The sequence below is a fragment of the Sphingobacterium sp. R2 genome, from assembly GCF_040760075.1.
GTDB lineage: Bacteria > Bacteroidota > Bacteroidia > Sphingobacteriales > Sphingobacteriaceae > Sphingobacterium.
Window position 1 is genome coordinate 3,785,181 of sequence record NZ_CP142884.1, and the last position, 26,374, is coordinate 3,811,554.

Here is a 26,374-nt window from a genome sequence, read left to right on the forward strand (position 1 = left end):
TTATTTAAAAGGTTTGTCTTATCCTCTAGAAAAAGCTATTTTTGCGTTAAGAAGTTTTAATCTTTACAATTCAGCGAATGAATTATATTTCAAAACAATTTAATATCCATTATTTACCGGAGTACAATCTTTTGGTCAAAGCTGGCTTCCAGAAGGATATCTTGGCGGTGGTTGATAAAAAATCAGTCGCCCCCATCGTGATCGAATATCCGTCGGAAGAGCCGATTTTGGATGCGACACGCATCATGAGCCTTCCGTTTCGATTTGTCCGCGTTGTGATACCCCATCAGACATTTACATTTATTCCAAAAGAATTTTTTCTAAGCGATAATATTAGCGATTACCTACAATTTTTAGGTACATCCGATCTTGAAAACACATTTAGCTATTCTTTAGATAATCTTAATTTAGTTGCTGTATATCAGTTTGATGGATTGTTATTAAATAGATGGAGGAGGTTGTTTCCTGATGCTGTGATACTTCCCGAATTCGCTGTCGTGCTTGACCGCGCACAGGAGCGCGTTTCGATTAGAGGCAGCGTCTTAGGAATTCATTTTGTGGCTGAAAATGCTGTCGACTTTTATCTGTTTAAAAACGGAGTTTTTCAGCTCTATAATAGTTTTGAAATTCATACGCTGGATGATATTAGCTATTATGTGCTTAATATCTTAACGCAATTCAACCTTGGCGACTCCATTAATAAAGTGCTTCTTTCAGGGGAAATCCCAAATGAATCTTATTATAGACGTATCTCAACGTATACTGCTGATATCGAAATATTGGATTTGAAAACAAAAGTTGTATTGGCTGATAGGGAGGTGGAATCAAATCTGGCTCCATATAATGTATTATTTGATTCTATATTATGCGAATAATCGGAGGTCGTTTAGGAGGCTTAAGGCTCAATCCACCAACAAATTTACCTGTGCGACCAACCACGGATATCGCCAAAGAAGCGCTGTTTAATATTTTACAGAACAAGCTGGATTTTGATGGTTTAGCATGCCTGGATCTTTTTGCAGGAACAGGGAATATCAGTTTTGAGCTCGCATCGCGGGATGTAGCGCATGTGGATGCGATAGACCTTCATTTCAAATGCGTGCAATACATCAATGATACAGCGAAGAAGATGAAATTGGAGCAGATTAAAGCTAGGAAAGCCGATGTGTTTAAATTTATTGCTAGCTGTAAGCATACTTATGATTTTATTTTTGCAGATCCACCTTATGATATTCCTAAATTACCACAATTACCAAAACTAATTTTTGATCAACAATTACTGCGTGAAGGTGGGCTCCTTGTCGTTGAGCATCCATCAACAAGGCAGATGGAAGATCATCCAAATTTTATAGAAACTAGAAAATACGGGTATTCATCATTTTCTTTTTACGCTAAGACTATCTAATATGAAAATTGCTGTTTTTCCGGGATCATTTGACCCTTTTACTTTAGCCCATCAAGATCTTGTTGAAAGAGCAATGCCGCTATTTGATAAAATCATTATTGCGGTAGGTTATAACGCCAATAAAAAAGGAATGTTAGATCACGACGAACGGGTAGATTCAATTAGTCGTGTTTTTAACAACGTAAGCGGGGTTGAGGTGCATAAATATAAAGGCTTAACCGTGGAGTTCTGCAGGCAGGTTGAAGCCCGTTTTATATTACGTGGGCTCCGGAATACCAGTGATTTCGAATTTGAAAATGCCATTGCTCAGAATAATCTGCTGCTCAATAATGAGGTGGAAAGTTATTTCTTGATGAGTAGATCCGGAACAGCTCATATTTCTTCGTCCATTGTTAGGGATGTCTGGTTTAATGGAGGCGATATCAGTGCAATGGTGCCCGTTGCCATTCTGTCGCTGTTGAATGAAAAAGATAAATAAGGAAGATCATTAAAGCGTGATTTAATAAAAAAAGTGCAGCAAAATATTATTTTGCTTCACTTTTTTTATTGTTGGTAGACAGGGTCTTATGTGTTTTATGTGAATAATATGTTTTACTATTTAAATCAGTCTGATTGTCCCCTATGCTTTAAGGCCAAATATTATTTGGCAATGCGATCTTTTAGGAGTTAATTTATTCTATTTCAAGTCATTAACCTGATTTACCTGTATTTTAGTTTACTAAGAGCTTGCTTTGTCCAATAGGTAGTACTCTTCAGGTGTAAGTTTGATTTCGAGAGCTCTGCTGAGTTCTTCGAGCTGCTTGATACTGGTTGCACTTACAATAGGCGCTGTAACCGAAGGTCTATGTAAAATCCAGGCTAATGCAATGGCTGACATGCTTGCTTGTTGGCTATGGGCTATTTCAGCCAGGGCATCTAGAATACGTAGACCGCGGGCATTAAACCTGTTTTTTAATGCATCGTAGCGCTTTACCTCTTTTATATCATCCAAAGAGCGGTATTTACCCGAGAGGAAGCCACTGGCGAGTGAATAGTAGCTGATTACACCCAGGTGATTGTCAATGGCCAATTGTTCATACTGTTTTTCATATTTCACTCGGTCGTCAAGGTTGTATTCCGGCTGCATAGCAATATAAGCGGGCAGATTGTGCTCTTCAGCAATCCGGAGGGATTCCGCAATACGTTCCGGACTGAGATTTGATGCACCGATCCATTTTATTTTTCCAGTCTGGATCAGGTGATGGTAAGCCTCCAGTGTTTCATCGATTTGTGTTGTCAGATCATCATGATGCGATTGATAAAGATCAATTGTATCTACATTGAGGCGCAAGAGCGAATCTTCCACAGATTTAATGATATATTCTTTTTTCAGATTAGGTTTGCTATTATCTATCCGTCTTCCACCGACTTTTGTAGCAATCTGAATTTTATCACGGCTATCTCTTTTGCTGATCCATTTGCCAATGATTGTTTCTGATTCAGATCCGCTGTGCCCCGGCACCCAATGCGAGTAATTATTAGATGTATCGATCAGGCTGAATCCCATATCGACAAAGGCATCCAAAAGGGCGAAGGATTGCTTCTCATCTATGGTCCACCCAAATACATTTCCACCAAAGACAAGCGGTTTGAATTCAATTTCACTATTTCCGAGTTTTACTTTTTCCATGATCATTTGATTGTTTCCTAATTAAAATTAGGTAAAAAAGCCCGTTTTCAATCTATTGATAGGGGAGTTAAAAGTTTTTTTTAAATTTTCTTATTCATTATCAGTGGGTTTTAAAAATGATTGTTAGGGTAATTTGGAATAATAAAAACTTTGCTTACTTTTGCATCATCCCAAACGGATATGCCCGGATGGCGGAATTGGTAGACGCGCTGGTCTCAAACACCAGTGGGAAACCGTGCCGGTTCGACTCCGGCTCCGGGTACAAAAATCCTCTTTACATTCAGTAAAGAGGATTTTATGTTTTAATTGACTTCGCCGCCATTAAAGTATGTAAAATCGGTTTTCGTAAGTCCGGGATAAACGGCATTTACTTTAATATTTGTATCACGGAGTTCATATGCTAGCTGGATTGTGTACCTTTTTAGAGCCGCTTTTGATATTTCGTAAACTCCGTATTTAGCATAGTTGTAGGCAGGCCAATCAGGATTACTTAGTAATGAAAGAGAGCCAACGCTGGTACTCAAGTTGACTATTCTTGGCGCTGAGGATTTTTTGACTAGATATGATTGGCAATCTTATATTCAGAAATTATTTTAATTGTATTTTTTCCTGCAGATTTAAACTCAAAGAAATAGGCAAAAAACATTTCTTCTTTTTTAGTCTTATACGTTCCATTACAAGCACCAAACTTACCGTGACTTAATACTTCATCTAAGGTCAATTCAAGCGCTTCCACATTTTTATTCAAATACTTTCTTAATTCTTCTTTGTTTGAAATTGTTTTATGACCAATTATTTTAAATTCAAACTCATCTTCAATCCCATTAGCAATAGTTTCAAATTCGTTTTTATACAGAGCTATTATAAAATCTTTGATTAATCTCCTTTTAGGTGCATTATCGCAATCTGTAGGTACATTCAGTTTCATATAAATATTTTCACTCTACATTAAAACTACAAAATATCTCACCATACGTGAAACTATAACACAGTAATTAGCACCGGTAAGCTAAATCCTACCGATATGCGAGATTATAAAGTATAGCAATATGCACCGGATGTAGGTTCATTACTCGCATATCCCATCTAATATCTCCATACAATCTTCCGTGCTGGACAACTCTATTGCCGGTTCAGGCCCTCTTTGGGATAAATCAGGCAGCCAATTTTGGAGGGATGGTCCTGTACTAAGTTTGCCCTACCTTGCTTGTTGAGCATAAGTATAATCATTAAATCTCCACCTGCTGCCATCGTAAAAAACAGTCCGAATGCCAGCCACAATATATTGCCTAAAAACAGGGCGACTACCGAAGGTAATATGCCTAGGATTATACCGGGAGCGGCCGCACCGATCTGATAATCTCTCACCTTCAGCGGTTCTTTGCAATGACAGTAAGGCGTGATGGACTTCCATAAGATGCCGAAGCGAATGGACCGGAATCCCGAGGCGGCATATCTGGCCCAAGTGATGCCGTGAATAAGCTCATGTACAATCACTCCCGCAATAATAATGAGTATCAGCGAGGCAATCCCAGCTGTACCCGACGGAAAAGCGGCTTTATAATTCGCAATAGAAAGCTTTTGCGGCCATAGCGCGTAAAAGGCAAGACCAAAGATCAGCGCAAATGGCAAGAAGTAGGCAAATGACCTAAGCTGCGCCTGAACGGCATTAATCGTTAGCTCCTGAGCATTTCCAAGATTTGGATTGGATTCTTTCATACTTAAAAATAGAAAAAAAAGTGGAAAGTCCTTACTTTCTAAATTCTTAAAGCGAACAACATTCAATAGCAAAAGATCTGTACTGATATGATAATATCCAGGAAATCTACAGATGACTACAGAATATTTCAATTACAGAGTATACAGTTCAGCAACCACTCAAAACAAAACATTTTTGAGATAAATTTTAGCGATTAAAATGTCTGAAAGGACGAGATATTTATACAAACAATATCGTTATGGCTACAACATAACTACTTTCGGCTACATTTATAAGTTTGTCAAATCTGAACTTTGGTTTATAAATAATTTAGGATATGAAAGTATTTGTTACAGGCGCTACAGGTTTCGTAGGAACAGCTGTAGTACAGGAATTATTAAAAGCTGGTCACAAGGTTCTAGGTTTGGCAAGATCAGAAGAATCTGCTAAAAAATTAATTAACGCAGGAGCAGAGCCCCATGTTGGTGACCTGATGGATTTTGAAAGCTTAAAGTCAGGAGCCAAACTCTCCGATGCTGTGATCCATTTAGGATTTGTTCACGATTTTAGTCGTTTTCCCGAAATGTGCATTTTAGATAGTAAAGTGATCGAAGCTATCGGAGATGCGCTGGTTGGAACTGATAAACCCTTTCTGATTACTTCTGGAACTGCGCTGTTTTCAAAAGATGGAATAACAACGGAGAATGACAGAGCGATGAACCATCCGCATCCAAGGATTGCTACTGAAAATGCAGCGGATGATCAGGTTGCGAAAGGCGTAAATGTTTCGGTGATCAGATTATCTCCCTCAGTGCACGGTGAGGGGGATGAAATAGGTTTTGTTTCATTATTTATAAAAATAGCAAAAGAAAAAGGCGTCTCAGCCATCATTTGCGAAGGAAAGAACCACTGATCGGCTATAAACTGGGCTTTGAACATTCACAATCATTTAATAAATTATTTAAGGCCAAGACCAACATGACTCCGTTGGGGTTCAGAAAGTCATTCAAAAGGATTAATTCTATTTAATTTGATTTTTTCCAGAAAACAAAATTGGAGTAAAGCGTAGTGGCTACTAAAATAAATAGGGCGATGACATAAACGGTTTTAGATAGCATATCGTTTTTCGAACCAACAAAGCAAATGATGAGTAAGGAGCTTATATAAATTATACCCGCATTAACCCAAATTCTTGATACCTTTGGAGGATACATTTTTTTGGGTGAATCATATTCCGAAATCAATTCTGAGATTCTATTTTTATCCCAATAAAGGAGAATTAAACCCGCAAACATCATCAAACTAGTGATGATCCAAGTACCCTTAAAGTGCATTGAAATTGTAATCATCCAGATATTGGCTGTTATGGCCAAAAAGAGAAATGTTCCAATTAATGCGAATCGCTGCGTCATAAGAAGGATTGCAGTAATTATCTGCATGACACCTAGAAAGTTATAATAGATACCGGAAAGATAAAGTACTTCAAAAAACTGCCCTATGGTACTGGTTGTAGGTAATTGAGTAAATCTTTCACCAACTACTTTTGTAAATCCGGAAGGGACGAATGCCAATGCGACAAGGTATCTGATATGAATAATCGTCCATTGGATAAATTTATTTTGTTGTAATTTATAAAACATATTATTTAAAAGGTATTAGGTTAGGCCGATTAATTTGTCCTTTCCTTGTGCTTACGTCTATATTTGATGATTGCAGCGTGACTTTTTATTTAGCGCAAATTTATCCTAATTCAGCAAATATTGCCAATGGTTATAATTAACCAAAAAATAGCCCACTATTAAATAATTCTTATTGTTGGTCAAACCTTCTTTTAGTTCTACTTTATATTCGTCGCCATCTTCTGACATATATTGTTCGGTCAAAATGGATCTCAGCTTTTCTTCGGTGTCATTAATACAATTCTGTTGCCTTGGTGTGTCGTGTTATGCTTACAGCAAACTTTTTGGCAATACCTTGTTGGTCGTAGTTTTTTTATTTAACCCACTTTTCGATTATCTCAATGAATTGCTTTTGCTGGTCAACAAATGGATAATGCGAGCAATTGTCAATTGTTTTGAAATTTTGTTTTCCAACTATTTTCTTCATATCGCTTAATTGATTTTCTGAAAAGATTTTGTCCTGTAAACCATAAATTGCAAATAATTTTACATTCTCTTTTTCTAGTTTTTTTAATATAGGTTTGGTGTCAATATTATTTTTGCTTTCATTTTTATAGAACAAAATAGGAGCGTCGTCATTTCGAATATTGCTTTTTCCGTATTCACTATCTTCATAATTTTCTCGCAATTGGTTTGCTTCATTTGTCGGAAATGGCATTTTGAAATAGTTGTTCATACTTGCAATTTCGTAACATTGCTTTCTGTATTCAGCCGAATTTTTAGCTAATTTTTCAATTTCGGAAATTTTGGAAAGCATTAAGGTGTCATTCTTTTTTTTGTAGATTTTTCGTGTTGTTTCCAAAATATGGTTGTACGTTTCTTGTTGTGAAAAAAGTGCACCTGCAAGAATTAATGAATTTACTTTTCCAGGATTTTGTTCTGTAAAGAGTGTTCCAACCAAGCCACCAAAGCTATGAGCAATGATATTTGCTTTTTTGATATTATATCTTTCGTAAATGCTATTTAAATCGCTAATTGCTTCTTGAAACGTAAACTTTGCAGTTTTGTCGATTGAACGACCTTCACCACGTCTGTCATAAACGATAACATAAAAACCTTTTCTTGCTAAATTTTCTGCAGTTGTTCCTTCAAATAGTGTTGAGTTTCCTCTTGGTCCGCCGTGAATGAAAATTATTGCCGGGTTTTCACTTTTTCCGTATGCTTTTGAGTAAATCTTTTCCGTTTGAGCTCTTCCAATTAATGTTGTCAGCGTACAAAAAAGCAGTAAAAATATTTTTGTCATTTTAAAATGTTATGTTTTGTTATGAATTCAGATAGAATTATCGGCAACCCTGAGATCAAAATCAATCCGTCTTATTATTCCGGGAAGGTCCATTTAAGCAAGTTGACATGGTTACACGGTGTCTTGGAATATTGATTATTCAAAGAATAAGTTGATATATAAAAATAGCAGGTTTTTGTATGGAGATTACATTAGCTTATATTTTTTGCTCTGATCGCCGATACTGTCCGCTCGTCAGCAACACCGTCAAAATATTTTTTGAGGACGTTATCAAATATATTTTCAGTATCGCTAACCATGGCAAATAATGTCATGCAGGAGCGCAACTTGAGGGAATCGGGATAACCGAATATTTCTTCTGCCGTAAAGCCATCGAGCTGTAGGAGGGCTTCTGAAATTTCAATCAGGTGCTTCCCAAGAACGGGGTGGGCCAAATATGAGATTGCTTCAGACACACCGGAGATGCCATATTCGTCGGAAATTGCACTACTTCCCAAACCCCTGAGCTGCGGGAACACATACCACATCCAATGGGAAGTCTTCCTGCCATTTTTGATTTCAGAAAGTGCCGTCAGATAAACTTGGTTCTGGGCATCCAAAAACCTTTTTAATTCCATATAAGTTTGCGATTTAATATAAATTGCAATATACGCAATTAAGCAAATTATTTCTGCATCTTTTGCTTTGGAAGCCCGATTTCAAGCTCCTGCGCATATGGCGCGCGATTCGTCATGCTGACATCCTCGTGCAGATTTTGGTACGCCATAGTATGCAAATCGGCGAAAGCTAAGTTACATAATGTGGCATTATAGTACATTTTACCACGCTTATAGGCGACTATGCCAGCTCAAAAATGTCCTATAATAACACTATGCAAAATAGCCAATCCCATAGTCTTCACCCCGAAAAAATATCCGCATTTACATTGCAAGACATTTAAGGAGATAACCTTTTGATTTACCCTTTATAAGCACAAGCGCACCAGACTGAAAAACGGGTGAAGCAAATCATGTCTTATTTTAAGTAAATTATATGAGGTTTACTGCTATGAGAAATGGACTTTAGGAAGATGATTCAGTTTAACACGTCTTCGCCTTATACCGATGCAAGAGGGCGAATTCGTAAGTGGAAAAAAGAACGTAACATTAAATAAAAATCCTCTACGCTTCGAAAGAGGGTGTAAAGTTAAATAAGATAAAATATAAAGAACCTTTTTACGACTTTTCGAGTTATAGTTTCTGATGGATTGCAACGGATTAGTAAATAGCTAAGAGAAGGTTTTAATAACAACTGACAGAAGGAACTATACATTCAAGATCAAAAAAATAAAATATTATGCAAAATATTAAGGATAAAGTGGCCTATATAACTGGCGGAACAAAAGGGATAGGTTTTGGAATAGCGAAATCGCTTATTGAAGCAGGAGTAAAGGTAGCTATTTCTGGCCGTAACACGGAAGATTTAGAAAAAGCAAAACACGAATTAGGAAATCAGAATGTAATCGCAATCCAAGCAGACGTGACAGATTTTGAAGATGAAAAAAAGGCTGTCGATGCAATCGTTGAAAAATTTGGAAAGCTGGATATCATTATTGCCAATGCGGGTATGGGGACTTTTGCTCCCGTAGACGAAATGTCACTTGACGATTGGAATGCCATGATCAACACCAACCTGACCGGGGCTTTTCATACCCTTAAAGCCGGTGTCGAACAGCTAAAGGAAAATAAAGGATATTTTATTTCAATCGCATCATTAGCTGGAACAAATTTCTTTGCCCAAGGTGCAGGGTATAATGCGACCAAATTTGGTCTTGTGGGATTTACACAAGCCGCAATGCTTGACCTTAGGAATTATGATGTGAAATGTACTACCATAATGCCGGGATCAGTTACCTCAAATTTCAATGGTCATACCCCTAACGAAGAGGATCATTGGAAAATTCAACCCGCTGATATCGGACAAATGGTGGTAGATCTATTGAAAATGAATCAGAATGTACTTCCAAGTAAGATCGAAGTACGTCCGACAAAAACAAAATAAGGTAGTGAAGTACTTAGGCGGGTTAGCCTGGGTACTTCCACTGTTCCTCCCACTAAACGAAAAGAATCTAATACTGAAGATTCCATTAGCGTAATCAATGTATTTTTCAAAAGATCGTTAACGGGGTCATAATACATCATAATTAGCCGGTAATTTTATTGGGTCTGTATATGGTATATGGGCTTCTGATATTAGAATCCTGCAAAGCCTTTTCTACTTTTTCAGCTCCATAAAAACGAATGATTTCTTCCTTATCAGTTTCATTTCCTCGTTCAAAAACACGTTGAATAACAGCCCTATACTGTCGTTCCCAATCTATTTGCTGAATATCTGTATCCCAAAACAAAGCCTTGCTCAAAACATTCAGCTTAGGAGTGCTTTTGCTTTCTTTTTCTTTGATCTTTTGGATTTCATAAAATGCTTGCAATATCACCAAAGTACCTTCTTCCAATCCAAGTTCTCGTTCAATCTTTAATGCCAATGAGGTGCTAAATCTTCTTTTACCTTTGGTAATTGCATTAAAAGTTTGAGGATGTTCTTCTATAGATAAAGCAAAAGGGCGTTGCTTGATAGAACGTTTTTTTAATTCTCTATCAAGTATAATCCCTGGATGGATACCTTTGTATTTTTCGTATTGCTGAATCATAGTACCAATATAAACATTTTTGCTTATACCGTTGTTTATAAACAAGAAAAGTTATGGTAAAAGATGAGGTGACCGGCGGTCTTTAGATGAAAATAATGATGATGAAACTGAAAGCACAGTTGATAGAAATAATATTCTTAATACGATTTTAAATGATCATTGATCAATAATATTTTGAGACCGTTTAATTATAAAACCTAGCTTGAGTCCTTTCTACCGGCTCCTCTTTTACCATTAACACCACAAACGGGCAGGTGGACTATCTAGGGATCAAAAGACGCCCCTTTCTCTTCCAGTTATCCTTTCTACACTATAATCCAGGTACTTATTGGAGGTATTTTTCCGATACTTTTGCCATTAGTATCATCATTGTTATCATTACCGGGTTGATTATGAACAAAGGTGACCGAGGTTTCTTCGGTATCCGTGGGATTGAATTTGCCTTAGGTATTATCATTCCACTGTTGTTTTTGATTTTTTGATAAGAATAAGAGCAGATATTAAACTTATAAAATAAGATGATTGAAACATTAATGGCTGCAATAAATATTGGCAGCATGCCAGCGGTTTCCGCAGAGAGAATATTTATTAGTCATATTATTTGGCTACAGATAGGTGGTCCTATTGATCATACTTGGCCCGTTATATTACTCATTGCGGCATTAGGGTTTATAGTCTATATTTTATTCGGTATTATTTTAAAAAATAAAAAGTTGTCCGCAGCAGTATACATACCGGAGAATATCTATTCGGCACTGGATGCTGAATATATTTTATTAGTAGGTTCGGAGACCGGTGGCACCCGAATTTTTGCGCAAAAGTTTTTTAACCAATTAATAAATAGTGGTTTAAAAACCTACATGACCGATATGGATAATTATACTGAATATCCTCAAGTCAAATATTTAATGGTGCTTATTAGCACCTATGGGGAAGGTGATGCTTCTTCAAGTGCTTCCCGTTTTTTAAACCTATTGCAGAAAATATCGAACCCAAACTGCACAATTATCGAAAGGAAGGGGTAAACTCAAGAAACCTTAGGAATTTTCCTGTAGCAAAATGGCTCATGTAAAAAAAATTAAGCAATGACGATACAATGGTATTTACCTTGGTGCGGATAGTGAGTTTATCTTAAAACGATGCATTGGAATAAAGAACTGGTATTTTCATTCGTTTAATATATAGCAGTATGGTCGGAGAAGATGATCGAAAAACTCAGAAAATATATATTTATTTGTAATTCATTTCGATTGATTTCGATAAGCATTTTCCAAATGCTTTAAATGTATGTGTCCCCATTTACGCATATCGCGGACGATCGGATAAATACTTTCGCCGTATTCTGTTAAATAATATTCAACTCGTAAAGGAACTTCATTGAAAACCTTTCGGCTAATAATACCATCGGCTTCCAATTCCCTAAGTTGTTTTGCAATCGTACGCTCACTAATTGTGGGCAGTGTCTTTTTCATCTCCGTAAAACGGTTCCTATTTTTCCCTATAAGCATAATTAATGTAGTCTTACACTTACCCTTTATGACTTGCAGAAAAATATCCGATGGGCAAACGGTTTCAATCTTTTCTATTTCTGACATTATTTTATCTCTTGATAATCAATAAACTGAACTTTTGTGCAGTATATGATCATTTTGTAAGTTATTGCTTTTTAGTTTTTTAATGTTCAAATTTACTCAAAATTATTTTTATGCGTAATACATTCAGAGCCTTAATGATCACAGAAAGTGAAGGAATTTTTAAAAGTAAAGTTGAAGATGTCCCTTTCGATCAGATAACCGAAAACGATGTACTGATTAAAGTAGCGTATTCATCCGTAAATTACAAAGATGCGCTATCTGCTTCGGGGAACAGAGGTGTGACGAGAAATTTTCCTCATATACCAGGAATAGATGCCGTAGGAAAGGTCGTTTCTTCTAGATCCAGTCGATTCAATAAGGGAGATAATGTGATTGTAACAGGGTATGATTTGGGAATGAATACTTGGGGAGGATTTGGCCAATATATTAGTGTTCCAGCGGAGTGGATCATCCCATTACCAGCGCGACTAACCCCATTGGAAGCCATGTCTTTTGGTACGGCAGGTTTGACGGCTGGTATTTCTGTTTATAACTTGATTAAATCAGGAATTAGCCCTAGAAGCGGAAAAATAATAGTAAGTGGTGCTACCGGGGGGGTGGGGAGTCTTTCTGCGGCTATTTTATCAAAGAATGGGTACGATGTCGTAGCCATATCCGGGAAGAGCACGGATCATTTTCAGCGTACTCTTGGTGTTTCTGAAGTCATATCAAGAGAAGATTTTATTGCAAAATATGATGCACGTGCCATGTCAAGTAGCGATTTTGCAGCGGGTATTGACTGTGTAGGGGGGAAGATCTTATCGGGAATAATAAAATCATTGCATTATAACGGAGTAGTAACCTGTTGTGGAAATGTGGCTTCTGGAGATCTAAATACCAGCATATATCCCTTTATTTTAAGAGGCGTCAAGTTGATCGGAATAGATTCAGTAGAGCAACCATTACAATTTAAGGAAGAGATCTGGAATTTACTTGCTAATGATTTCAAACCTAACTTTCTTTCTGAAATGGTGGATATAATTTCAATTGATGAACTGCCTGATGTTTTAAATACTTTGCTAGAGGGAAGAGCTAATAGAAGGTATGTAGTAAAGCACTAAAGTAACTTAGTTTAATATGACGGAAATATTATACTGGCAATATCTTTTTTGAATAACATAATTAATTAGTTCCGATACTTTGCTCAGCATACCATTAAGAATAGTAAAAGGGTGAGTTATGAGAAGAGAATTACCGATTTACAAAGATCCCGCTAGTGGTATAGAATTCATTGTCGATGTTGAGAAATTCGAATTTCGGAAAAGGATCAACCCCGAAAACCGTTACACATATGAAGATATGATTGATCTGGAGGAAGAAGGATACCGCTTTGATCATTTCGACAAAACTAGGAGACAGAATTTAACTATAACTCCGCCACAGTTTGTTACAGTTGCCCCTAAGCAGATGGCAGAAAGGTATATGTTGAACATGTATAATTTCCTGCTATCTCATCAATGAACCATTCCGGATTAGAACCCTGAAGATTAGTCAGAACGATTATTGACAGATCATCTTTAGGATAGACAAATAATGCAGAGCGCATTCCACCTACAGGAGCAGCTGCGGGATGTTCATCTCTGACTACGGTCGGCCAGCCCAAAGCATAGCCATTAGTGAGCCTATTAAAACCATCAATATGACCGTCGTTCAAAGTTACAGAAGTTAACATTTGCTGGACGCTATTCTTATTATTCAACAGCTTTCCGCTTTGTAATGCAATCAGCCATTTGGCCAAGTCCTCGGATGTCGATATTATACCAGTTGCAGTTCTGAAGAAGAGTGGGAAAGTGGCAAATGCATTATGCAGCTTGCCGTCATTGATCCAATTACCGGCCACATTGACAATTGTAGAATATGCCCCTGCACTATTGGGTATGATGTCATGGGAGTCGCCGAACTCTGTTGCGCTCATCGTTGCCACCTTAAATTGATTATCGTCAATAAATTTAGTAAAATGTTTACCACTTAATTTAGTGATTATTCTTCCCAGTATATAATATCCGGTCTGATTATAGCTGAACCTTTCCCCCGGTTTGAATTGTATCGGTAATTTCTTTACCATCTCCCAGTTTTTCCCTTCTGTGCCATCACCAAGAACCTGCTCTTTGTCGTCTATGTTGTTCGGAAGTCCGGAAGTATTGCTTAATAATTGCCTAATGGTAATCGATTTCCAATCATCAGGAATATCTAAAATATATTGGGAGATGTGGTCTTCTACCTTTAACTTGCCCCACTCCTGTAATTGCATGATAGCTACACCCACGAAGGCCTTTGTCATGGAATTGATTGAGAATGAACTTTTTGAATCAACGGCAACTTGATGTTCAATATTGGCAAGACCATACGCGGACAGTTTCTCTAACCTGTTGTTCTTTACGATGGCAAGTTGAAGTCCAGGAATTTTTAACTTGGACATTTTCTCTTTTATGAAGAGATCAATGCTGTCCGAAGTACTTTGCGCAAAAACCTGCTGAGACAATGTGCTTGCAAATAGCAGTAAAATGATCTTGAAAGAACTATTCATATGATATTTTAAAAGGTGAACCTAAGGTAATGACAATTGGTAGCGTTAATTTCTTACATTGCAGTTTTTCAGTGAGAAAGCATTCTTTTATTAGCGAGAGTCGCTCAGAAGAAAACACTTTATTTTCAACCCTTTCAAGTTGCTCTAAAGATAGTGGCTTTTTATTACATTTTGTCTTTTTGCTTTTAAACATCTCAAAAGAATCATTCGGAATTATATCTTTTGCGATTGCTATTTGGTGAAGTCGTTGACGAGATTGATGTATTGATATACAGTGATTTAAGTGTTTTTTGTGGCAGTTTTTTTTGACTTATAAAATTGCCACAAATCTGCCACAAAAATTAGGAGTGTTTTTGTAAGTTTTGCAAATTCCCACCAAAAGAAAAAGCCTGTAATTTTTAAAAATTACAGGCTTTAAAGCTTTTTAGACCATCTAGGAGCTATTTGCTTCTAGTTAATTGCGGAGAGTGATGGACCGGAACTTTCTTTGTTTTTAGCCCTGCTAGAGCTGTTTTGCCACTGTTAAAGAATCATTTTGCCACGATTCTGCCAGAATCTTATTTTTCATGCCTCAAACTGCGTTTTTATGTCTCAGCGGGCTAACAGGTAGCTCTATCGAACACCTTCGGCCCATATTGGTTTTTATTAAAAGTCTAAAAATCTGATTTTCAAAGTATTCAAAGAGTGTTGTTTGCTTTGAATACGAACAAGCCAATATTCAATCAAACCACAACGCAATAATAACGATTTTTGGTCGAAATTGGCATACCATTTTCATTTTATAGCAGTTTTGATATAGTGAATAATTAATCTATATATAGAACTTGCTTCAATTTCCTGTCAATATTTTAATACGTAGATACTAAAAATGATTTCTGCGATTATTCTACGCGTTCCTATTGTTTAAAAGTGAGGCTAAGATAATAGGGGGGGATTTACTAGGAAGAGGAAATGTAATTCAACCCTCCCCAATACAGAAATTCAGAAGCTATATACGGAAGAATAGAAAATAGCATTGACTCTCATTGCTTTCGCTACGTACTGCCACTAAATGGCAGGATGCATTTGCTGGCGATGTTTCTGTAGCAATTATTCTTTTTGGGGAAAATATTTCAAGGTTTATATTACTTATTCTGACGTTCTTGATGCCCTTGAAACTTGGTAGCACTCGTCAGTTTCAAGGGGTTGTTCTATATAGTGTAGGCTTAATCCTGTATTTCTTTTCATGGATTTTATTAATATTTCTTCCTGCCAGTGAATGGAGTATGAGTCTGCTTGGATTTATGGCTCCTGCATATACGCCGATAATATGGTTGTTAGGGATAGGTTTGATAGGAAACACATACAATTTTAATCTCCCATTTAGAAGATGGTATTTTACAGCCAGTTCTGTTACCTTTTTACTTTTTCATAATTTACATACCATTCTGCTGTATAACAGGTAGTTTGTTCACCGATCCACTTTCCTTTTCATTGTTCTGGTACAGTGGTTTAAAGTCTAATAAGGTATTGACATTTCCTTTGTCCGTTGAGGATTTCCCTAGACATTATTCCTGTTTTATAAATGTTATGCACAAGTTATACGAGGCCAAATTTCTAAACCAAGTGGACATTCCTTTTACCTATAAATGGTGTGATAATATCTTATAGAAAACAGAGAAAGATCAATGCTGATTGTTCTTGCCGAGGTATCAACGGGCGCTAAGTGTTTGAAAAACTCTTAGCGCCGTTTAATTTATCAAAAGTTCCCTATTGAAGCGATTCAATATATTATTTTAGCATGAATGTCACTAAAATTGTTCATCATAACCATTAGATACTGGCAATATGCTTATTTAAGCTGGCAGCTTAAAAATTCAAAAGCTATGAAAAAGAATGAAACCTCAATCAAAATGGACTTTACAGAATGTTAGCTTCAACAACTTCACCTTGCGCTCAGCGAGTTTCCAATCGAGCAACAGCAAGTTTTCTGGATGCTGCATGTCGATAAGCGCAGTATAAGGGAAATAGAGCGAGCAACAGACCTCACCTATGTGGAGATTAGGGTATTCATGAGTAAAATAATGAGAAAGCTCCAAGATAAGTAAGTTTCGTTCGCTGTGTGTTAGATCTAACTTCTGATTGGGATCGAAGCGAAGTCTGTCCGTTTTACATGTTTGGACTAAGGTGTTCCTAATGTCCGGGATGATGCATCTTCGTCCTAATGATGATCCTTCGGATGCGTGCTCAATCGGCAAGATGAACTGTTGTCATACAACCGGGATTTTTAGCCCTCTTCTCGGAACCCGCGGGCTTTACTTTTTGGTAGGATAATACAGTTTGTAAACGTGAACTAAGCGAAGCGTTCTCACGAACACCGATGAAACAATAATTGAAATGTGAGTAAAATGAATAGTGATGGAAGGAAAGGAAACAAACAGGACAAGACGAGTCATCTGCCGGTCGACGCCGGATGAGTATGCCGAAATTGGAAAGAAATGAAAGGCTTCTACCTGCCGAAAGCTGAGTGAATATGTGCGTAGGATGCTGTTTGACAAACCTATCGTAACCACCTACCGGAACAGCTCACAGGATGACGCAATGGCAGAACTAGTGAAGCTGCGGACTGAGTTAAATGCGGTCGGAAACAACTTCAACTAGTCTGTAAAAAAACTGCACACGCTCCATCAGATCGCTGAATTTAAAAGCTGGCTATTGGTCTATGAAGTGGAGAAAAAAGTGCTACAGAAAAAGATGCACGAAGTAAAAAACAGTATCAAAAAAATGTTGGAATTATGGTTGCAGTAATCCAGGACGTTCAGGACATTATCCAATCGGAAATGGAACGCCTGCTTAACGATCCGGGGCTGAGCCATTTAGTGGTGAGGAAGGGATAATTTGAGCCGATTATTTGCTAAAGCTTTTATCTGCGAAAAGGGATAAATAACATCCCCTTTTGCGGATAAGTTCTTAGCTAATACTATAGTTAATGCAACAAACAAACTGAATGTTTTAAATTAATTGTGCAGACACTATCGATACAATTAACAATAGTTGTAAGAATAACTTTTAGACTGAAATAAACCGGTTTCGATCATAACGATAATCATTAGTACAAATTCCAGAAAAGTTCACTAAATTTGGCATATCTTGACAAGAATAAATACGACAAATTGAAAACGTTAGGGCAAATACTCAAAGAGGCCAGAGAATCGGAAAGTCTGCTATTGCGGCAGGTAGCCGCTGCCGTCAATGCTGATACAGCTATGATAAGTAAGTTTGAAAAGGGAGAAAGAAAACCTACCCGTGAGCAAATCGGCTTACTTGCCAAAGCACTTAAACTGGATGAGAAAGCTCTTCTGATATCTTATTTGAGTGATAAGGTAGCTTCTGATCTTGCTGGAGAAGACGTAGCAAAGGAGGCATTAAAGGCCGCAGAAAAGAAAATTGATATACTGAAAAAGAAACAGGATAAATGATGAATCAGGAACAACAATCAAAACCGATGATATTTGAAAACGGAGCCACATGGCTTCGTGCCGATTTTCATTTACATACACATAAGGACAAGGAATTTAAGCCTCTTGCAAACCCCAATGATTTTTTTAACCAGTGTATTCAAAGGCTTAAAGAGGAAGACGTTCATATTGCTGTAGTTACCAACCACAATAAATTTGACAGGGATGAGTTTGTTAACTTCCGGAAAAAGGCATGGAAAGAAGATATTTGGATTTTACCCGGTGTCGAATTATCAGTCAATGATGGAGCGAATGGCATTCACTGCCTGATTGTATTTGACCACTCATCATGGATTACCGGACAAGAAGATTATATAAATCAGTTTTTAACATCAGCCTTTGAAGGTGTTGCCAATAAGGAAAATGAAAACACACGTTGCAATTATAGTCTTGAAAATGTACTTCAGAAACTAAGTAACCATAAGTCACAAGGCAGGGATTCTTTTATAGTGATGGCCCATGTTGACCAGGATAGCGGCTTCCTGAAAGAATTGGACGGTGGAAGAAAACAGCAATTTGCAAATAGCGAGCTTTTCCGGGAGTTTGTCTTGGCTTTCCAAAAATTCCGAAGCTATGATCAATTACAGGGATTGAACCAATGGTTTTCAGGGAAACTTCCCGCATTTGTAGAAGGTTCAGATTGCAAATGTGTGGAAGATGTGGGTAAGGCTCACAAGCAAAATGGCGAAGAAAAGAAGACTTATATAAAAATAGGTGCGTTCAATTTTGACGCACTGAAATATGCGCTACTGGATCATCATGAAAGAGTATCGCACGGTCCCCATAAGATAGAAAAGGCCTGGCTAAAGTCAATTAGTTTTACGACGAGTAAATGGCAGGATAAGAAACTATCCTTCAGCTCAGCCATGAACAACCTTATTGGTATTAGAGGAAGCGGAAAGTCATCACTGTTGGAAACAATCCGTTATGCGCTTGACATTCCACTAGGTGCCAACTCCCATGAGCCAGGATATAAAGAACGTTTGGTTCAGAATTTTCTTGGCAGCGGGGGGAAACTAACGATAGAATTGGTGGACAAGTACGGACAGGTTTTTGTCGCAGAAAAAATAATGGGGGAATCTACCAACATTTACCAGAATGGACAATTACAGCATAACCTCAAAGTAAACGCCATCCTGAACAAGCCACTCTATTACGGTCAGAAAGATCTGTCTGACATAGGCGGTGAGACTTCAACTGAAGATCTTATCTCCAAACTTATGGGTGATAAACTGATGCCTGTAAGACAAAAGGTCGAGGAAAAGAATAGTGAAGTAACAACATTGTTGACGGAAGTCCAGCGCATCAACAAATCCCTGTCCCAGAAAAAGGAGATAGAAGAAAGAAAAGCATCTATTGAACTGAATATGAGGATATTCAAGGATAATGAAATAGATAAAAAACTAAACAAGCAAATAGAGTTCGATAAAGACAACAACCGACTGGATAATATACTTCAATTTGAGCACAGTGTTATCAATGGCTTGCAGGAAACGGTAAATGATTACAGGGAATTGTTTGCTGCACAGAAAAACTATCAGTCAAAAGAGAATTCTTCCTTATTTGTTGCTGTTTATGAAGCATTCAACAGGTTTGAAGAGACATTCCTAAAAATTTCAGGTATCATTGAAGGACTGAAAAAAGAGAAACTTTCCATAGATAATCTTAAGGATGGATTTATAGCGCAATATGAGCAGTTAAAAGAAGAATTTTCCAAAATAAAAAGGGAAATCAATTTACCTAATATAGAAGCCGACGCGTATGTTAGGTTGTCCAAAGACCTTGATCTGCAAAACGCAAAATTGATAGAAATCGGTAAGCTTGATCAACGAAGGGAGCAAGCTTTGCAAAAGCTCAAACAAGCACTTGTAGACCTTAAAGGGCTATGGCATGCAGAATATCAATTGGTAGTGGAAGAAGTGCAAAAGCTGAATAACGACCAGTCTAAATTAAGAATTGAAGTCAACTTTAAAGGGAATAAGGATCGTTTCAAAGAGTTTATAAGAGCGAGTGTCCGGGGAAGTGGTTTACGCGATGCAGCTTTGTCGGAAATAGCAGATCATTACGCAGATTTGATTGAGGTCTATAATGATCTTAGGGTGGATGGTAGCAAAGTGAGCCGTATTTTATCCGGAGGTAATAACCTTTCAAATTTTACTGGTAAGTTCAAAGATAATATTAATGCATTCCTGACCTACCGTGTACCGGACAAATATGTGATCTACTATAACGGAAGGCCATTAAATGAACACTCCCTAGGACAAAGAGCGTCTGCACTTATCTTGTTTATCCTGACCTTAAAGGAGAACGATATCATCATCATCGATCAACCCGAAGATGATTTGGATAACCAGACTATTTATTCAGATGTAATTACCGAACTAAGAAAGTTGAAAGACAGTACTCAATTTGTATTTGCAACACATAACCCCAATATACCTGTTCTTGGGGATTGCGAGCAAACGATCTGCTGTTCTTATCACAATGGTGTAATTTCTACAACAGAAGGCAGTATTGATGACACTAGCATACAAAAAAGGATTGTAAACATTATGGAAGGCGGCGAAGAAGCCTTTAACCAACGTAAAATGATATACGAATTATGGAAGCATTAGAATTATTGGAACTCATCCAACAAGGAGAAAGCTCCAGGGTGCAGTTTAAAGAACGCCTCCCTCACATCGACTCTCTTGCCCAGGAAATGGTAGCCTTTTCAAATACGGAAGGTGGAATAATAATTATTGGGGTGAACGACAAAACGGGAGATTTAAATGGACTTTCTTTTCAGGAGTTACAGTCAGTAAATCAACAGTTGGTTAATGTCGCTTCTCAAAGTGTTTTTCCTCCCATAGTTATCAAGACAGAAACGGTAAGGGTCAATGAGCAGAATCTGGTGGTTGTAGAACTTAAAGAAGGAATCAGTAAACCTTATAAAGATCGTAGTGGCGCAATTTTCATGAAAAATGGCTCTGACAAAAGGAGAGTAACATCAAATGATGAAATAGCGCGGCTATTACAAAGCAGTAAAATTATGTTTGCAGATGAATTGCCTGTCGTAGGTAGTACGATTGCTGATATTGATGTTGATCTATTCAATAAATTTATTCATACTAAATACGGTAGAGGTTTGGAAGATATGGGTATTGATCTGCCAAAATCCCTCGAAAACCTGAATCTCTTGTCTGAAGGGCAGTTGACCCTGGCAGGACTCTTGTTATTTAGTGATCGCAGACAGCAATTCCGTCCTCAATTCACTATCCAATGTGTCTCTGTTGATGCGGATGATATTACTGGTAGTACATTTTCCGATAGTGAGGCACCGATCGAAGGTAATATGCTGACGGTCTTTCAGAAGGCAATCGGATTTGTGGATAGAAATATGAGAAAGCAACAAACAGGAAGTTCCTTTAACAGCCCTGCGATATGGGAAATACCTTATGAGGTATTTGAGGAACTGTTAGTTAACGCACTGATACATCGGGACTACTTCATCCAGTCAACGATCAAGATTTTCATTTTCAGGAACAGGGTTGAAATTCACAGTCCGGGTAAATTACCTAATTCTTTGACTGTTGAGAATATTAGAAATGGTATATCAATAGCACGAAACCCAATCCTCCAGTCCGTTGCACAATTTGTCCTGCCTTACAAAGGCTTGGGAACAGGAGTTTCAAGAGCTGTAGCCCTATACCCGAATATTGATTTTGCAAATGATACACAGGCAGAACAATTTAAGGTTATCATTCAACGCCCTTAATGTATTAGTATGAACTGGAACGCTGATTCAGTCGAAAGGGAGTTAAATGAAGCATTTACGATAAACTCCGAGCTTAAATTACTTGAAGTTCTAAAACGAAATTCTTTTCTTTTTTACGAACTGTATTCAAGAAAATATGGCGTACAACCGCTGTTTCATGAATTGTCATCTGGTGCGAAGTTGAGATGCGACTTTGCCTGGCTAAATGACAACTCCGATAGTCCTGAGTGGGTGTTGTTGGAAATTGAAAAGCCGAGAATGAGATTATTCAATACGTCAGGGAAGCCGTCTGCAGAACTCAATGCTGCATTGGAGCAAGTACGCGAATGGGATAGATATTTTCATGAATATCCTGCCGAGAAAAAGAGAATTTTCGGTGCTGTAGGACGGTTTAGATATGTTTTAGTGGCGGGGAGTTCAGATGATTGGAAAATAGAGGCAGCCATGAAATGGAGAAGCCATCAGAATTCAATATCAAATATTGAAATAAGGTCGAGTGACTTATTCCTTAGGCCTATAACAATTCTACGCGAACATCCGGATGAACTTTGGAATTTCGAGGAGAATCCTGTTTCCTTTGGCTACTCCAAACTTGAAAACTATTGGAAAGAATATGTTTATATGGATAGAATGAGAAAGATGTTTTAAAATTTACTTTAATGGATATCGAAAATAAAGCAAACACTGATGATTGGCGTCAGGAAACGCAGCTAGGATTAGAATCGAGTGAATTGTACAGAGTTTTAAAAGCTAAATGTACTTCAGATCCCGCTGGATCTCATGTCATATCTTTAGTTGATGAGGCTGTCTACTATGCATATCAGAGAACAAAAACCATCATGTTACATATGGGTGAGTATACTCTACATGATGGCGATCATCTGTTCAGGGTGTTGAGATTAATGGAAAAGATTATTCCGTCCACTACAATATCTGCACTTTCTGTTCCCGAATTGATGCTTTTAATTCTGACTGCTTTCTTTCATGACATTGGAATGGCTGCATCAAAACAAGATACCATTATATGGAGTTCCTTATGGGATAATGATTCATTAAAAGATAAATCTTCAAAACAATATCTGGAGTTTAAAAAGTATTGTCAGGGCTTCCCGTCAATTCTTGATGAAATCGAAGGCTTAAAATCCAAAGGTCAGCTGAGTAAAGTCGAACTGCTCAAAAAGCACATGATTTCGGAATATATTAGATCCACACATGCAGAAAGAGCTCGCACTATTATCGATGAAGATTGGAATGGAAAGATTAAATATAGAGACATAGATTTAACCAACGAATTTGCGCAATTATGTTTCAGTCATAATGAAGATGCTGCAACGTTGCTGGAATTTGATACATCCTTACTCTGTGGCCCCGGAACCTATGCTTGTATTCCTTTTATAGGAGTGATATTGAGACTTGCCGATATACTTGATTTCGATGGAAAAAGAACACCGCCCGTTTTGTTTTCCCATCTATTTGTTAGAAATCCTATATCTATCAGAGAGTGGCAAAAACATAGAAATATAGACGCATGGGATATTAATAACGTCAATATTAGATTTCAGGCACGTTGCGAGCATCCAGCTATCGAATCATCTATTAGACAATTCTGTGGTCAGATAGATAAGGAACTTGCAGCTGCAAATACGATTCTCAACAGATTGAACGACTCGGTAAGAAATCCATTTCCCGAACATTATAAAATCAGCTTACCGTTAAAAGTAGACAGAAGCAAAATTGGCCCTGCAAAAAAACTTCCGACCGGAAAGCCAGCTTACAATTACCAGGAAACTAAATTTACACTTAATAAAACCCAAGTAATAGATTTATTGATGGGCACTAAACTCTATGGCCATCCTGAAGTCGCGTTAAGGGAGCTGTTGCAAAATTCTATTGACGCATGTTTGCTTCGGCAAGCAATGGCGAAAAGTTGGAAAAATGTCTACACGCCGAAAATACAAATTAGATTCTACACAGATGGTGATGACTTTTTGCAAATTATCGATAATGGAACGGGAATGGATTTGGACATTATCAATAAGTTCTATTCCAGCATTGGAACATCTTACTACAAATCTTCAGAATTTTATGATCTAAAAGCAACAGTTGAGTTAGATTATACGCCTATTTCCAGATTTGGAATTGGTATATTATCTTGCTTCATGGTTTCCGATTATTTGATGGTTAATACAAAAAGGTTAAAAGGCCCATATGAATCCAGCGATGCTTATGAAATTATCGTCGAAGGACAGGATAGCATTTTTTGGGTAAGAGAAGGTAATATGGTTGAACCTGGGACTTCAACTCAGCTTGCCTTAAGACAAGGACACCCTTGGAAATATTTAAAGGATAAGGACTTAATTGATTCTATCTGTAAGATAATACCAAGACCTCCATTTGCCATTGAGATCATTACTCCCACAGAAAGTTACATCCATAACGGTGAAAGGTTTAAAAATCTATCCTTTGACGATCTTAGGGACTATACCTGGCGAGCTGAACCAAATATTAAAGAAATTAATTTCTCCATTTCTGATGATGAATATGGTATTTTCGGTAAGGTAATAGTGGCAATATTAGAAGAGCATGGAGAACCTGTGTCGGAAATTGAATTGCATGCCAAGGAGGTCAATGTAGATGGAGATGATTACACCTTAGAACGATCAATAAAGTACGGAACAAACGAAATTGAAAAGAAATCTAAGACAATTGAAATTGACGAAGATGGAAATGCGAACCTTAGTCCGTCATCATCGAGATTGGCTAAATCGAAAGCTATTCTTACATTACACGGAATAGAGGTGCCATTTAATATTTTTCCTGATTACTGGAGTGCAAAAAATCAGCAGGTTCAAATAAAGTGGCCAATACCCCTTCGGTTGATTATTGATATAGCAGGCACGAAAGATTTAAATCTCAATTCGGCCCGTACGGAAATATTGTATGACGAAAAATGGCTGAGTTTTGAAGAAAATCTGGCATATTTGATATGCAAACATTTATCTGAAACGCTTCCCAAAATCTATTGGGATAAATTAAAGCAAATTATGTTGGATAACAATAAGAGTCCTCAATTTGGAGATGCACTAAGCCGACTTGAAAAGGATTAACGTGTCGATTGTTAGTAACTGATTAGGTAAATTCTATTTTTACATTATGATTCTCAAAGTTATCCCGTGAATTTGTAGGGATAACGGTAAGTTCTTTAAATCATATCAAATTGCTCAAAATTGACGGGTGCCCAAAGTGGTGCCCTGATATGATAGAGATGGTTTAAGTCGCTCATTTTGGGCGTTTTCAATATTCACAAATTATCCCAGCGGGATCAAATGCATTCAATATTATTGAGCCCCATAGCATACAAACCTTAAAGGTTATTATCAACGTACTATTTCTTGTCTATGCAAACCTGCAATTGGTCCAGCATTTCCGATAAGTGATTCAATACTTCGTCTTTCTCATCTGCCGCGCACATCTCAAACAGGACGAATTTGTCAGGATTATTATATATAAAATGTAGTGATGACTTGATTGTTTCCAATTCCTGTTTGGATACCTGGAAAGACACCGTTTCATTACCGTAGGCCTCTGTAAGATCCGCTTCTCCACATAGTTCAGACTCTACGATTACTGCCGAGAGCGAAATTACGGCATCTTCGTAATGTACGAACAGATCAAATCCGGGATTGCCTAGATATACATTATTATCTCTCCGCTGAAGAATCAAGTCCGGTTGATCAAAATACTTTTTTAAATCGCATTGCTGGTAGATATCAAGCATTGTTATTGGAGAACTGTTAATCTCTTCAATAAATTCCAAAAAGTCGTTGCCATAATCAGTGCCAAAGGAGGTGTCTTTCCATTTTTCCAAGTACATAGCATTTTCTTTAATTAAATAGCAAAAATCAAACCAAATTATATGTGTAATCTGTTCAATATTAATTCTTAATGCTGATATTTTGTGCTTTCCATAGCTCAATAGCCTGTCAGTATTGAGAGGAAACATTGGATTTCAAAATTGCTCAATTATTGAGAGTGTTAGGAAGGGAATAGTTATGGTTTACTCAATGGCTTAATATGGCACGTTAGGCTCTGTTTCTCGCAGCGTGCATTCCTGTTGCACATCTAGTACTATTTTAATGTATACAGGCGCCAATAGGCTTCTTTTGGTGCATTTTGGCATATTGCTAATGACGTAACCTACTTTAAGGTAGGATCAATAATTAAATCCAAGTGTTTTAAATGCTAAATAATTTAGTAATCTTTCGTTCATTATGCCGGTGTATATGATTACAGTGAAGCTATTTAATAGCAAAGAGAAAACTTGGGTACGGTTCTATAAAGAGGATTTAGATCTTGTGTATTGTGTCGTCAGAAAATGGGCAAATTTTAAATTCGGACATAATCAGATTTATATCTACAACTGTGTCATGCTCTCTAATCACGACCGCGAGGCACTCTTTTGTCTCGCACGTATGGAGAAGGAAGTAACTTGGAAAAGTCGATCCGTATATCAGGTGTTAGAGGGTGTCCCAAAAGGGAAGATCTAGTATTAACGGATTATATAGGTATAAAGCGCTA

General features: G+C 37.4%; 27 protein-coding genes, 1 tRNA gene and 1 pseudogene. 18 read left to right on the forward strand and 11 right to left on the reverse strand.

Features of this window, described 5'->3' with window-relative positions; translation table 11 throughout:
• Positions 1 to 77: 77 nt before the first annotated feature.
• Genes VXM68_RS15640 through coaD form a run of 3 tightly spaced genes read left to right on the forward strand, consistent with a single transcriptional unit; the run spans position 78 to position 1,883 of the window.
• Complete coding sequence (locus VXM68_RS15640; protein ID WP_293952825.1) at positions 78 to 875, forward strand: DUF3822 family protein; 798 nt, start codon at positions 78 to 80, stop codon at positions 873 to 875.
• Positions 866 to 1,405 (forward strand): 16S rRNA (guanine(966)-N(2))-methyltransferase RsmD, encoded by a 540-nt coding sequence (gene rsmD / locus VXM68_RS15645; RefSeq protein ID WP_293952827.1) that lies wholly within the window; start codon positions 866 to 868, stop codon positions 1,403 to 1,405. The genes VXM68_RS15640 and rsmD overlap by 10 nt, the downstream gene beginning before the upstream one ends.
• A gap of 1 nt (position 1,406) precedes the next feature.
• Positions 1,407 to 1,883, forward strand: a complete 477-nt coding sequence (gene coaD / locus VXM68_RS15650; RefSeq protein WP_367209283.1) for a pantetheine-phosphate adenylyltransferase — start codon at positions 1,407 to 1,409, stop codon at positions 1,881 to 1,883.
• A gap of 240 nt (positions 1,884 to 2,123) precedes the next feature.
• Here coaD and VXM68_RS15655 read toward each other — a convergent pair whose 3' ends face one another.
• Entirely contained in the window at positions 2,124 to 3,074 is a 951-nt protein-coding gene (locus VXM68_RS15655) for an aldo/keto reductase (protein ID WP_367209284.1), read from the reverse strand.
• A 182-nt stretch (positions 3,075 to 3,256) separates the two neighbouring features.
• Here VXM68_RS15655 and VXM68_RS15660 point away from each other — a divergent pair.
• Positions 3,257 to 3,336, forward strand: a tRNA-Leu gene (locus VXM68_RS15660).
• Between the two features lie 40 nt (positions 3,337 to 3,376).
• Here the strand turns inward: VXM68_RS15660 and VXM68_RS15665 are convergent.
• The 3 genes from VXM68_RS15665 to VXM68_RS15675 all read right to left on the reverse strand — a co-directional run bounded on the left by VXM68_RS15665 (position 3,377) and on the right by VXM68_RS15675 (position 4,925).
• On the reverse strand, positions 3,377 to 3,598 hold the full coding sequence (locus tag VXM68_RS15665) for an SDR family oxidoreductase (RefSeq protein WP_367209285.1): 222 nt from the start codon (positions 3,596 to 3,598) through the stop codon (positions 3,377 to 3,379).
• A gap of 32 nt (positions 3,599 to 3,630) precedes the next feature.
• On the reverse strand, positions 3,631 to 4,002 hold the full coding sequence (locus VXM68_RS15670) for a hypothetical protein (RefSeq protein WP_367209286.1): 372 nt from the start codon (positions 4,000 to 4,002) through the stop codon (positions 3,631 to 3,633).
• 194 nt (positions 4,003 to 4,196) lie between these two features.
• Positions 4,197 to 4,925 carry a DUF3267 domain-containing protein gene (locus tag VXM68_RS15675; protein WP_367209287.1) on the reverse strand — a complete coding sequence of 243 codons (729 nt, stop codon included), beginning with the start codon at positions 4,923 to 4,925 and terminating at the stop codon, positions 4,197 to 4,199.
• A 185-nt stretch (positions 4,926 to 5,110) separates the two neighbouring features.
• On the opposite strand from VXM68_RS15675, the gene VXM68_RS15680 reads away from it, so the two are divergent.
• On the forward strand, positions 5,111 to 5,686 hold the full coding sequence (locus VXM68_RS15680; RefSeq protein WP_367209288.1) for an NAD-dependent epimerase/dehydratase family protein: 576 nt from the start codon (positions 5,111 to 5,113) through the stop codon (positions 5,684 to 5,686).
• Positions 5,687 to 5,798: 112 nt separating this feature from the next.
• Here VXM68_RS15680 and VXM68_RS15685 read toward each other — a convergent pair whose 3' ends face one another.
• The 3 genes from VXM68_RS15685 to VXM68_RS15695 all read right to left on the reverse strand — a co-directional run bounded on the left by VXM68_RS15685 (position 5,799) and on the right by VXM68_RS15695 (position 8,312).
• Positions 5,799 to 6,413: a hypothetical protein gene (locus VXM68_RS15685; RefSeq protein WP_367209289.1), complete on the reverse strand. Its 615-nt coding sequence runs from the start codon at positions 6,411 to 6,413 to the stop codon at positions 5,799 to 5,801.
• Positions 6,414 to 6,765: 352 nt separating this feature from the next.
• A complete protein-coding gene (locus VXM68_RS15690) occupies positions 6,766 to 7,695 on the reverse strand; it encodes an alpha/beta hydrolase (RefSeq protein ID WP_312329475.1) in 930 nt (309 codons plus the stop codon).
• A gap of 191 nt (positions 7,696 to 7,886) precedes the next feature.
• Positions 7,887 to 8,312: a DUF1810 domain-containing protein gene (locus VXM68_RS15695; protein ID WP_367209290.1), complete on the reverse strand. Its 426-nt coding sequence runs from the start codon at positions 8,310 to 8,312 to the stop codon at positions 7,887 to 7,889.
• A 452-nt stretch (positions 8,313 to 8,764) separates the two neighbouring features.
• On the opposite strand from VXM68_RS15695, the gene VXM68_RS15700 reads away from it, so the two are divergent.
• On the forward strand, positions 8,765 to 8,848 hold the full coding sequence (locus VXM68_RS15700) for a ClbS/DfsB family four-helix bundle protein (RefSeq protein WP_367211305.1): 84 nt from the start codon (positions 8,765 to 8,767) through the stop codon (positions 8,846 to 8,848).
• A 182-nt stretch (positions 8,849 to 9,030) separates the two neighbouring features.
• Positions 9,031 to 9,735 carry an SDR family oxidoreductase gene (locus VXM68_RS15705; protein ID WP_294187645.1) on the forward strand — a complete coding sequence of 235 codons (705 nt, stop codon included), beginning with the start codon at positions 9,031 to 9,033 and terminating at the stop codon, positions 9,733 to 9,735.
• A gap of 142 nt (positions 9,736 to 9,877) precedes the next feature.
• Here the strand turns inward: VXM68_RS15705 and VXM68_RS15710 are convergent, their stop codons facing one another.
• The gene (locus VXM68_RS15710; RefSeq protein ID WP_367209291.1) at positions 9,878 to 10,381 is read right to left on the reverse strand and encodes a transcriptional regulator; all 504 of its coding nucleotides are present in this window, start codon (positions 10,379 to 10,381) and stop codon (positions 9,878 to 9,880) included.
• Positions 10,382 to 10,614: 233 nt separating this feature from the next.
• On the opposite strand from VXM68_RS15710, the gene VXM68_RS15715 reads away from it, so the two are divergent.
• Together VXM68_RS15715 and VXM68_RS15720 are read left to right on the forward strand one after the other, a co-directional pair.
• Positions 10,615 to 10,863 (forward strand): PepSY-associated TM helix domain-containing protein, encoded by a 249-nt coding sequence (locus VXM68_RS15715; protein ID WP_367211306.1) that lies wholly within the window; start codon positions 10,615 to 10,617, stop codon positions 10,861 to 10,863.
• A gap of 36 nt (positions 10,864 to 10,899) precedes the next feature.
• A complete protein-coding gene (locus tag VXM68_RS15720) occupies positions 10,900 to 11,406 on the forward strand; it encodes a flavodoxin domain-containing protein (RefSeq protein ID WP_367209292.1) in 507 nt (168 codons plus the stop codon).
• A gap of 216 nt (positions 11,407 to 11,622) precedes the next feature.
• Here the strand turns inward: VXM68_RS15720 and VXM68_RS15725 are convergent, their stop codons facing one another.
• A complete protein-coding gene (locus VXM68_RS15725) occupies positions 11,623 to 11,976 on the reverse strand; it encodes a winged helix-turn-helix transcriptional regulator (protein WP_367209293.1) in 354 nt (117 codons plus the stop codon).
• A 110-nt stretch (positions 11,977 to 12,086) separates the two neighbouring features.
• Here VXM68_RS15725 and VXM68_RS15730 point away from each other — a divergent pair, with 110 nt between their 5' ends.
• Together VXM68_RS15730 and VXM68_RS15735 are read left to right on the forward strand one after the other, a co-directional pair.
• Positions 12,087 to 13,076 carry a YhdH/YhfP family quinone oxidoreductase gene (locus VXM68_RS15730; RefSeq protein WP_367209294.1) on the forward strand — a complete coding sequence of 330 codons (990 nt, stop codon included), beginning with the start codon at positions 12,087 to 12,089 and terminating at the stop codon, positions 13,074 to 13,076.
• A 118-nt stretch (positions 13,077 to 13,194) separates the two neighbouring features.
• Complete coding sequence (locus tag VXM68_RS15735) at positions 13,195 to 13,476, forward strand: hypothetical protein (protein WP_367209295.1); 282 nt, start codon at positions 13,195 to 13,197, stop codon at positions 13,474 to 13,476.
• Here the strand turns inward: VXM68_RS15735 and VXM68_RS15740 are convergent.
• Entirely contained in the window at positions 13,415 to 14,542 is a 1,128-nt protein-coding gene (locus tag VXM68_RS15740; protein ID WP_367209296.1) for a serine hydrolase domain-containing protein, read from the reverse strand. The genes VXM68_RS15735 and VXM68_RS15740 overlap by 62 nt on opposite strands.
• Positions 14,543 to 16,470: 1,928 nt before the next feature.
• Here VXM68_RS15740 and VXM68_RS15745 point away from each other — a divergent pair.
• From VXM68_RS15745 to VXM68_RS15770, 6 genes and pseudogenes are all read left to right on the forward strand, one after another.
• Positions 16,471 to 16,629: pseudogene (locus tag VXM68_RS15745) on the forward strand (hypothetical protein); the annotation flags it as partial.
• A 1,032-nt stretch (positions 16,630 to 17,661) separates the two neighbouring features.
• Positions 17,662 to 18,000, forward strand: coding sequence for a helix-turn-helix domain-containing protein (locus VXM68_RS15750; RefSeq protein ID WP_367209297.1), 339 nt, complete (start codon positions 17,662 to 17,664; stop codon positions 17,998 to 18,000).
• Positions 17,997 to 20,654 carry a TrlF family AAA-like ATPase gene (locus VXM68_RS15755; protein WP_367209298.1) on the forward strand — a complete coding sequence of 886 codons (2,658 nt, stop codon included), beginning with the start codon at positions 17,997 to 17,999 and terminating at the stop codon, positions 20,652 to 20,654. Before VXM68_RS15750 ends, VXM68_RS15755 begins: the two co-directional genes overlap by 4 nt.
• The gene (locus VXM68_RS15760; protein WP_367209300.1) at positions 20,642 to 21,796 is read left to right on the forward strand and encodes an RNA-binding domain-containing protein; all 1,155 of its coding nucleotides are present in this window, start codon (positions 20,642 to 20,644) and stop codon (positions 21,794 to 21,796) included. The genes VXM68_RS15755 and VXM68_RS15760 overlap by 13 nt, the downstream gene beginning before the upstream one ends.
• A 9-nt stretch (positions 21,797 to 21,805) precedes the next feature.
• A complete protein-coding gene (locus VXM68_RS15765; protein ID WP_367209301.1) occupies positions 21,806 to 22,444 on the forward strand; it encodes a Shedu anti-phage system protein SduA domain-containing protein in 639 nt (212 codons plus the stop codon).
• Between the two features lie 11 nt (positions 22,445 to 22,455).
• Complete coding sequence (locus VXM68_RS15770; RefSeq protein WP_367209302.1) at positions 22,456 to 24,903, forward strand: ATP-binding protein; 2,448 nt, start codon at positions 22,456 to 22,458, stop codon at positions 24,901 to 24,903.
• Positions 24,904 to 25,181: 278 nt separating this feature from the next.
• Here VXM68_RS15770 and VXM68_RS15775 read toward each other — a convergent pair whose 3' ends face one another.
• Positions 25,182 to 25,670 carry an imm68 putative immunity domain-containing protein gene (locus VXM68_RS15775; protein ID WP_367209303.1) on the reverse strand — a complete coding sequence of 163 codons (489 nt, stop codon included), beginning with the start codon at positions 25,668 to 25,670 and terminating at the stop codon, positions 25,182 to 25,184.
• Between the two features lie 409 nt (positions 25,671 to 26,079).
• Here VXM68_RS15775 and VXM68_RS15780 point away from each other — a divergent pair, with 409 nt between their 5' ends.
• Entirely contained in the window at positions 26,080 to 26,343 is a 264-nt protein-coding gene (locus tag VXM68_RS15780) for a hypothetical protein (protein ID WP_367209304.1), read from the forward strand.
• Positions 26,344 to 26,374 lie beyond the last annotated feature (31 nt).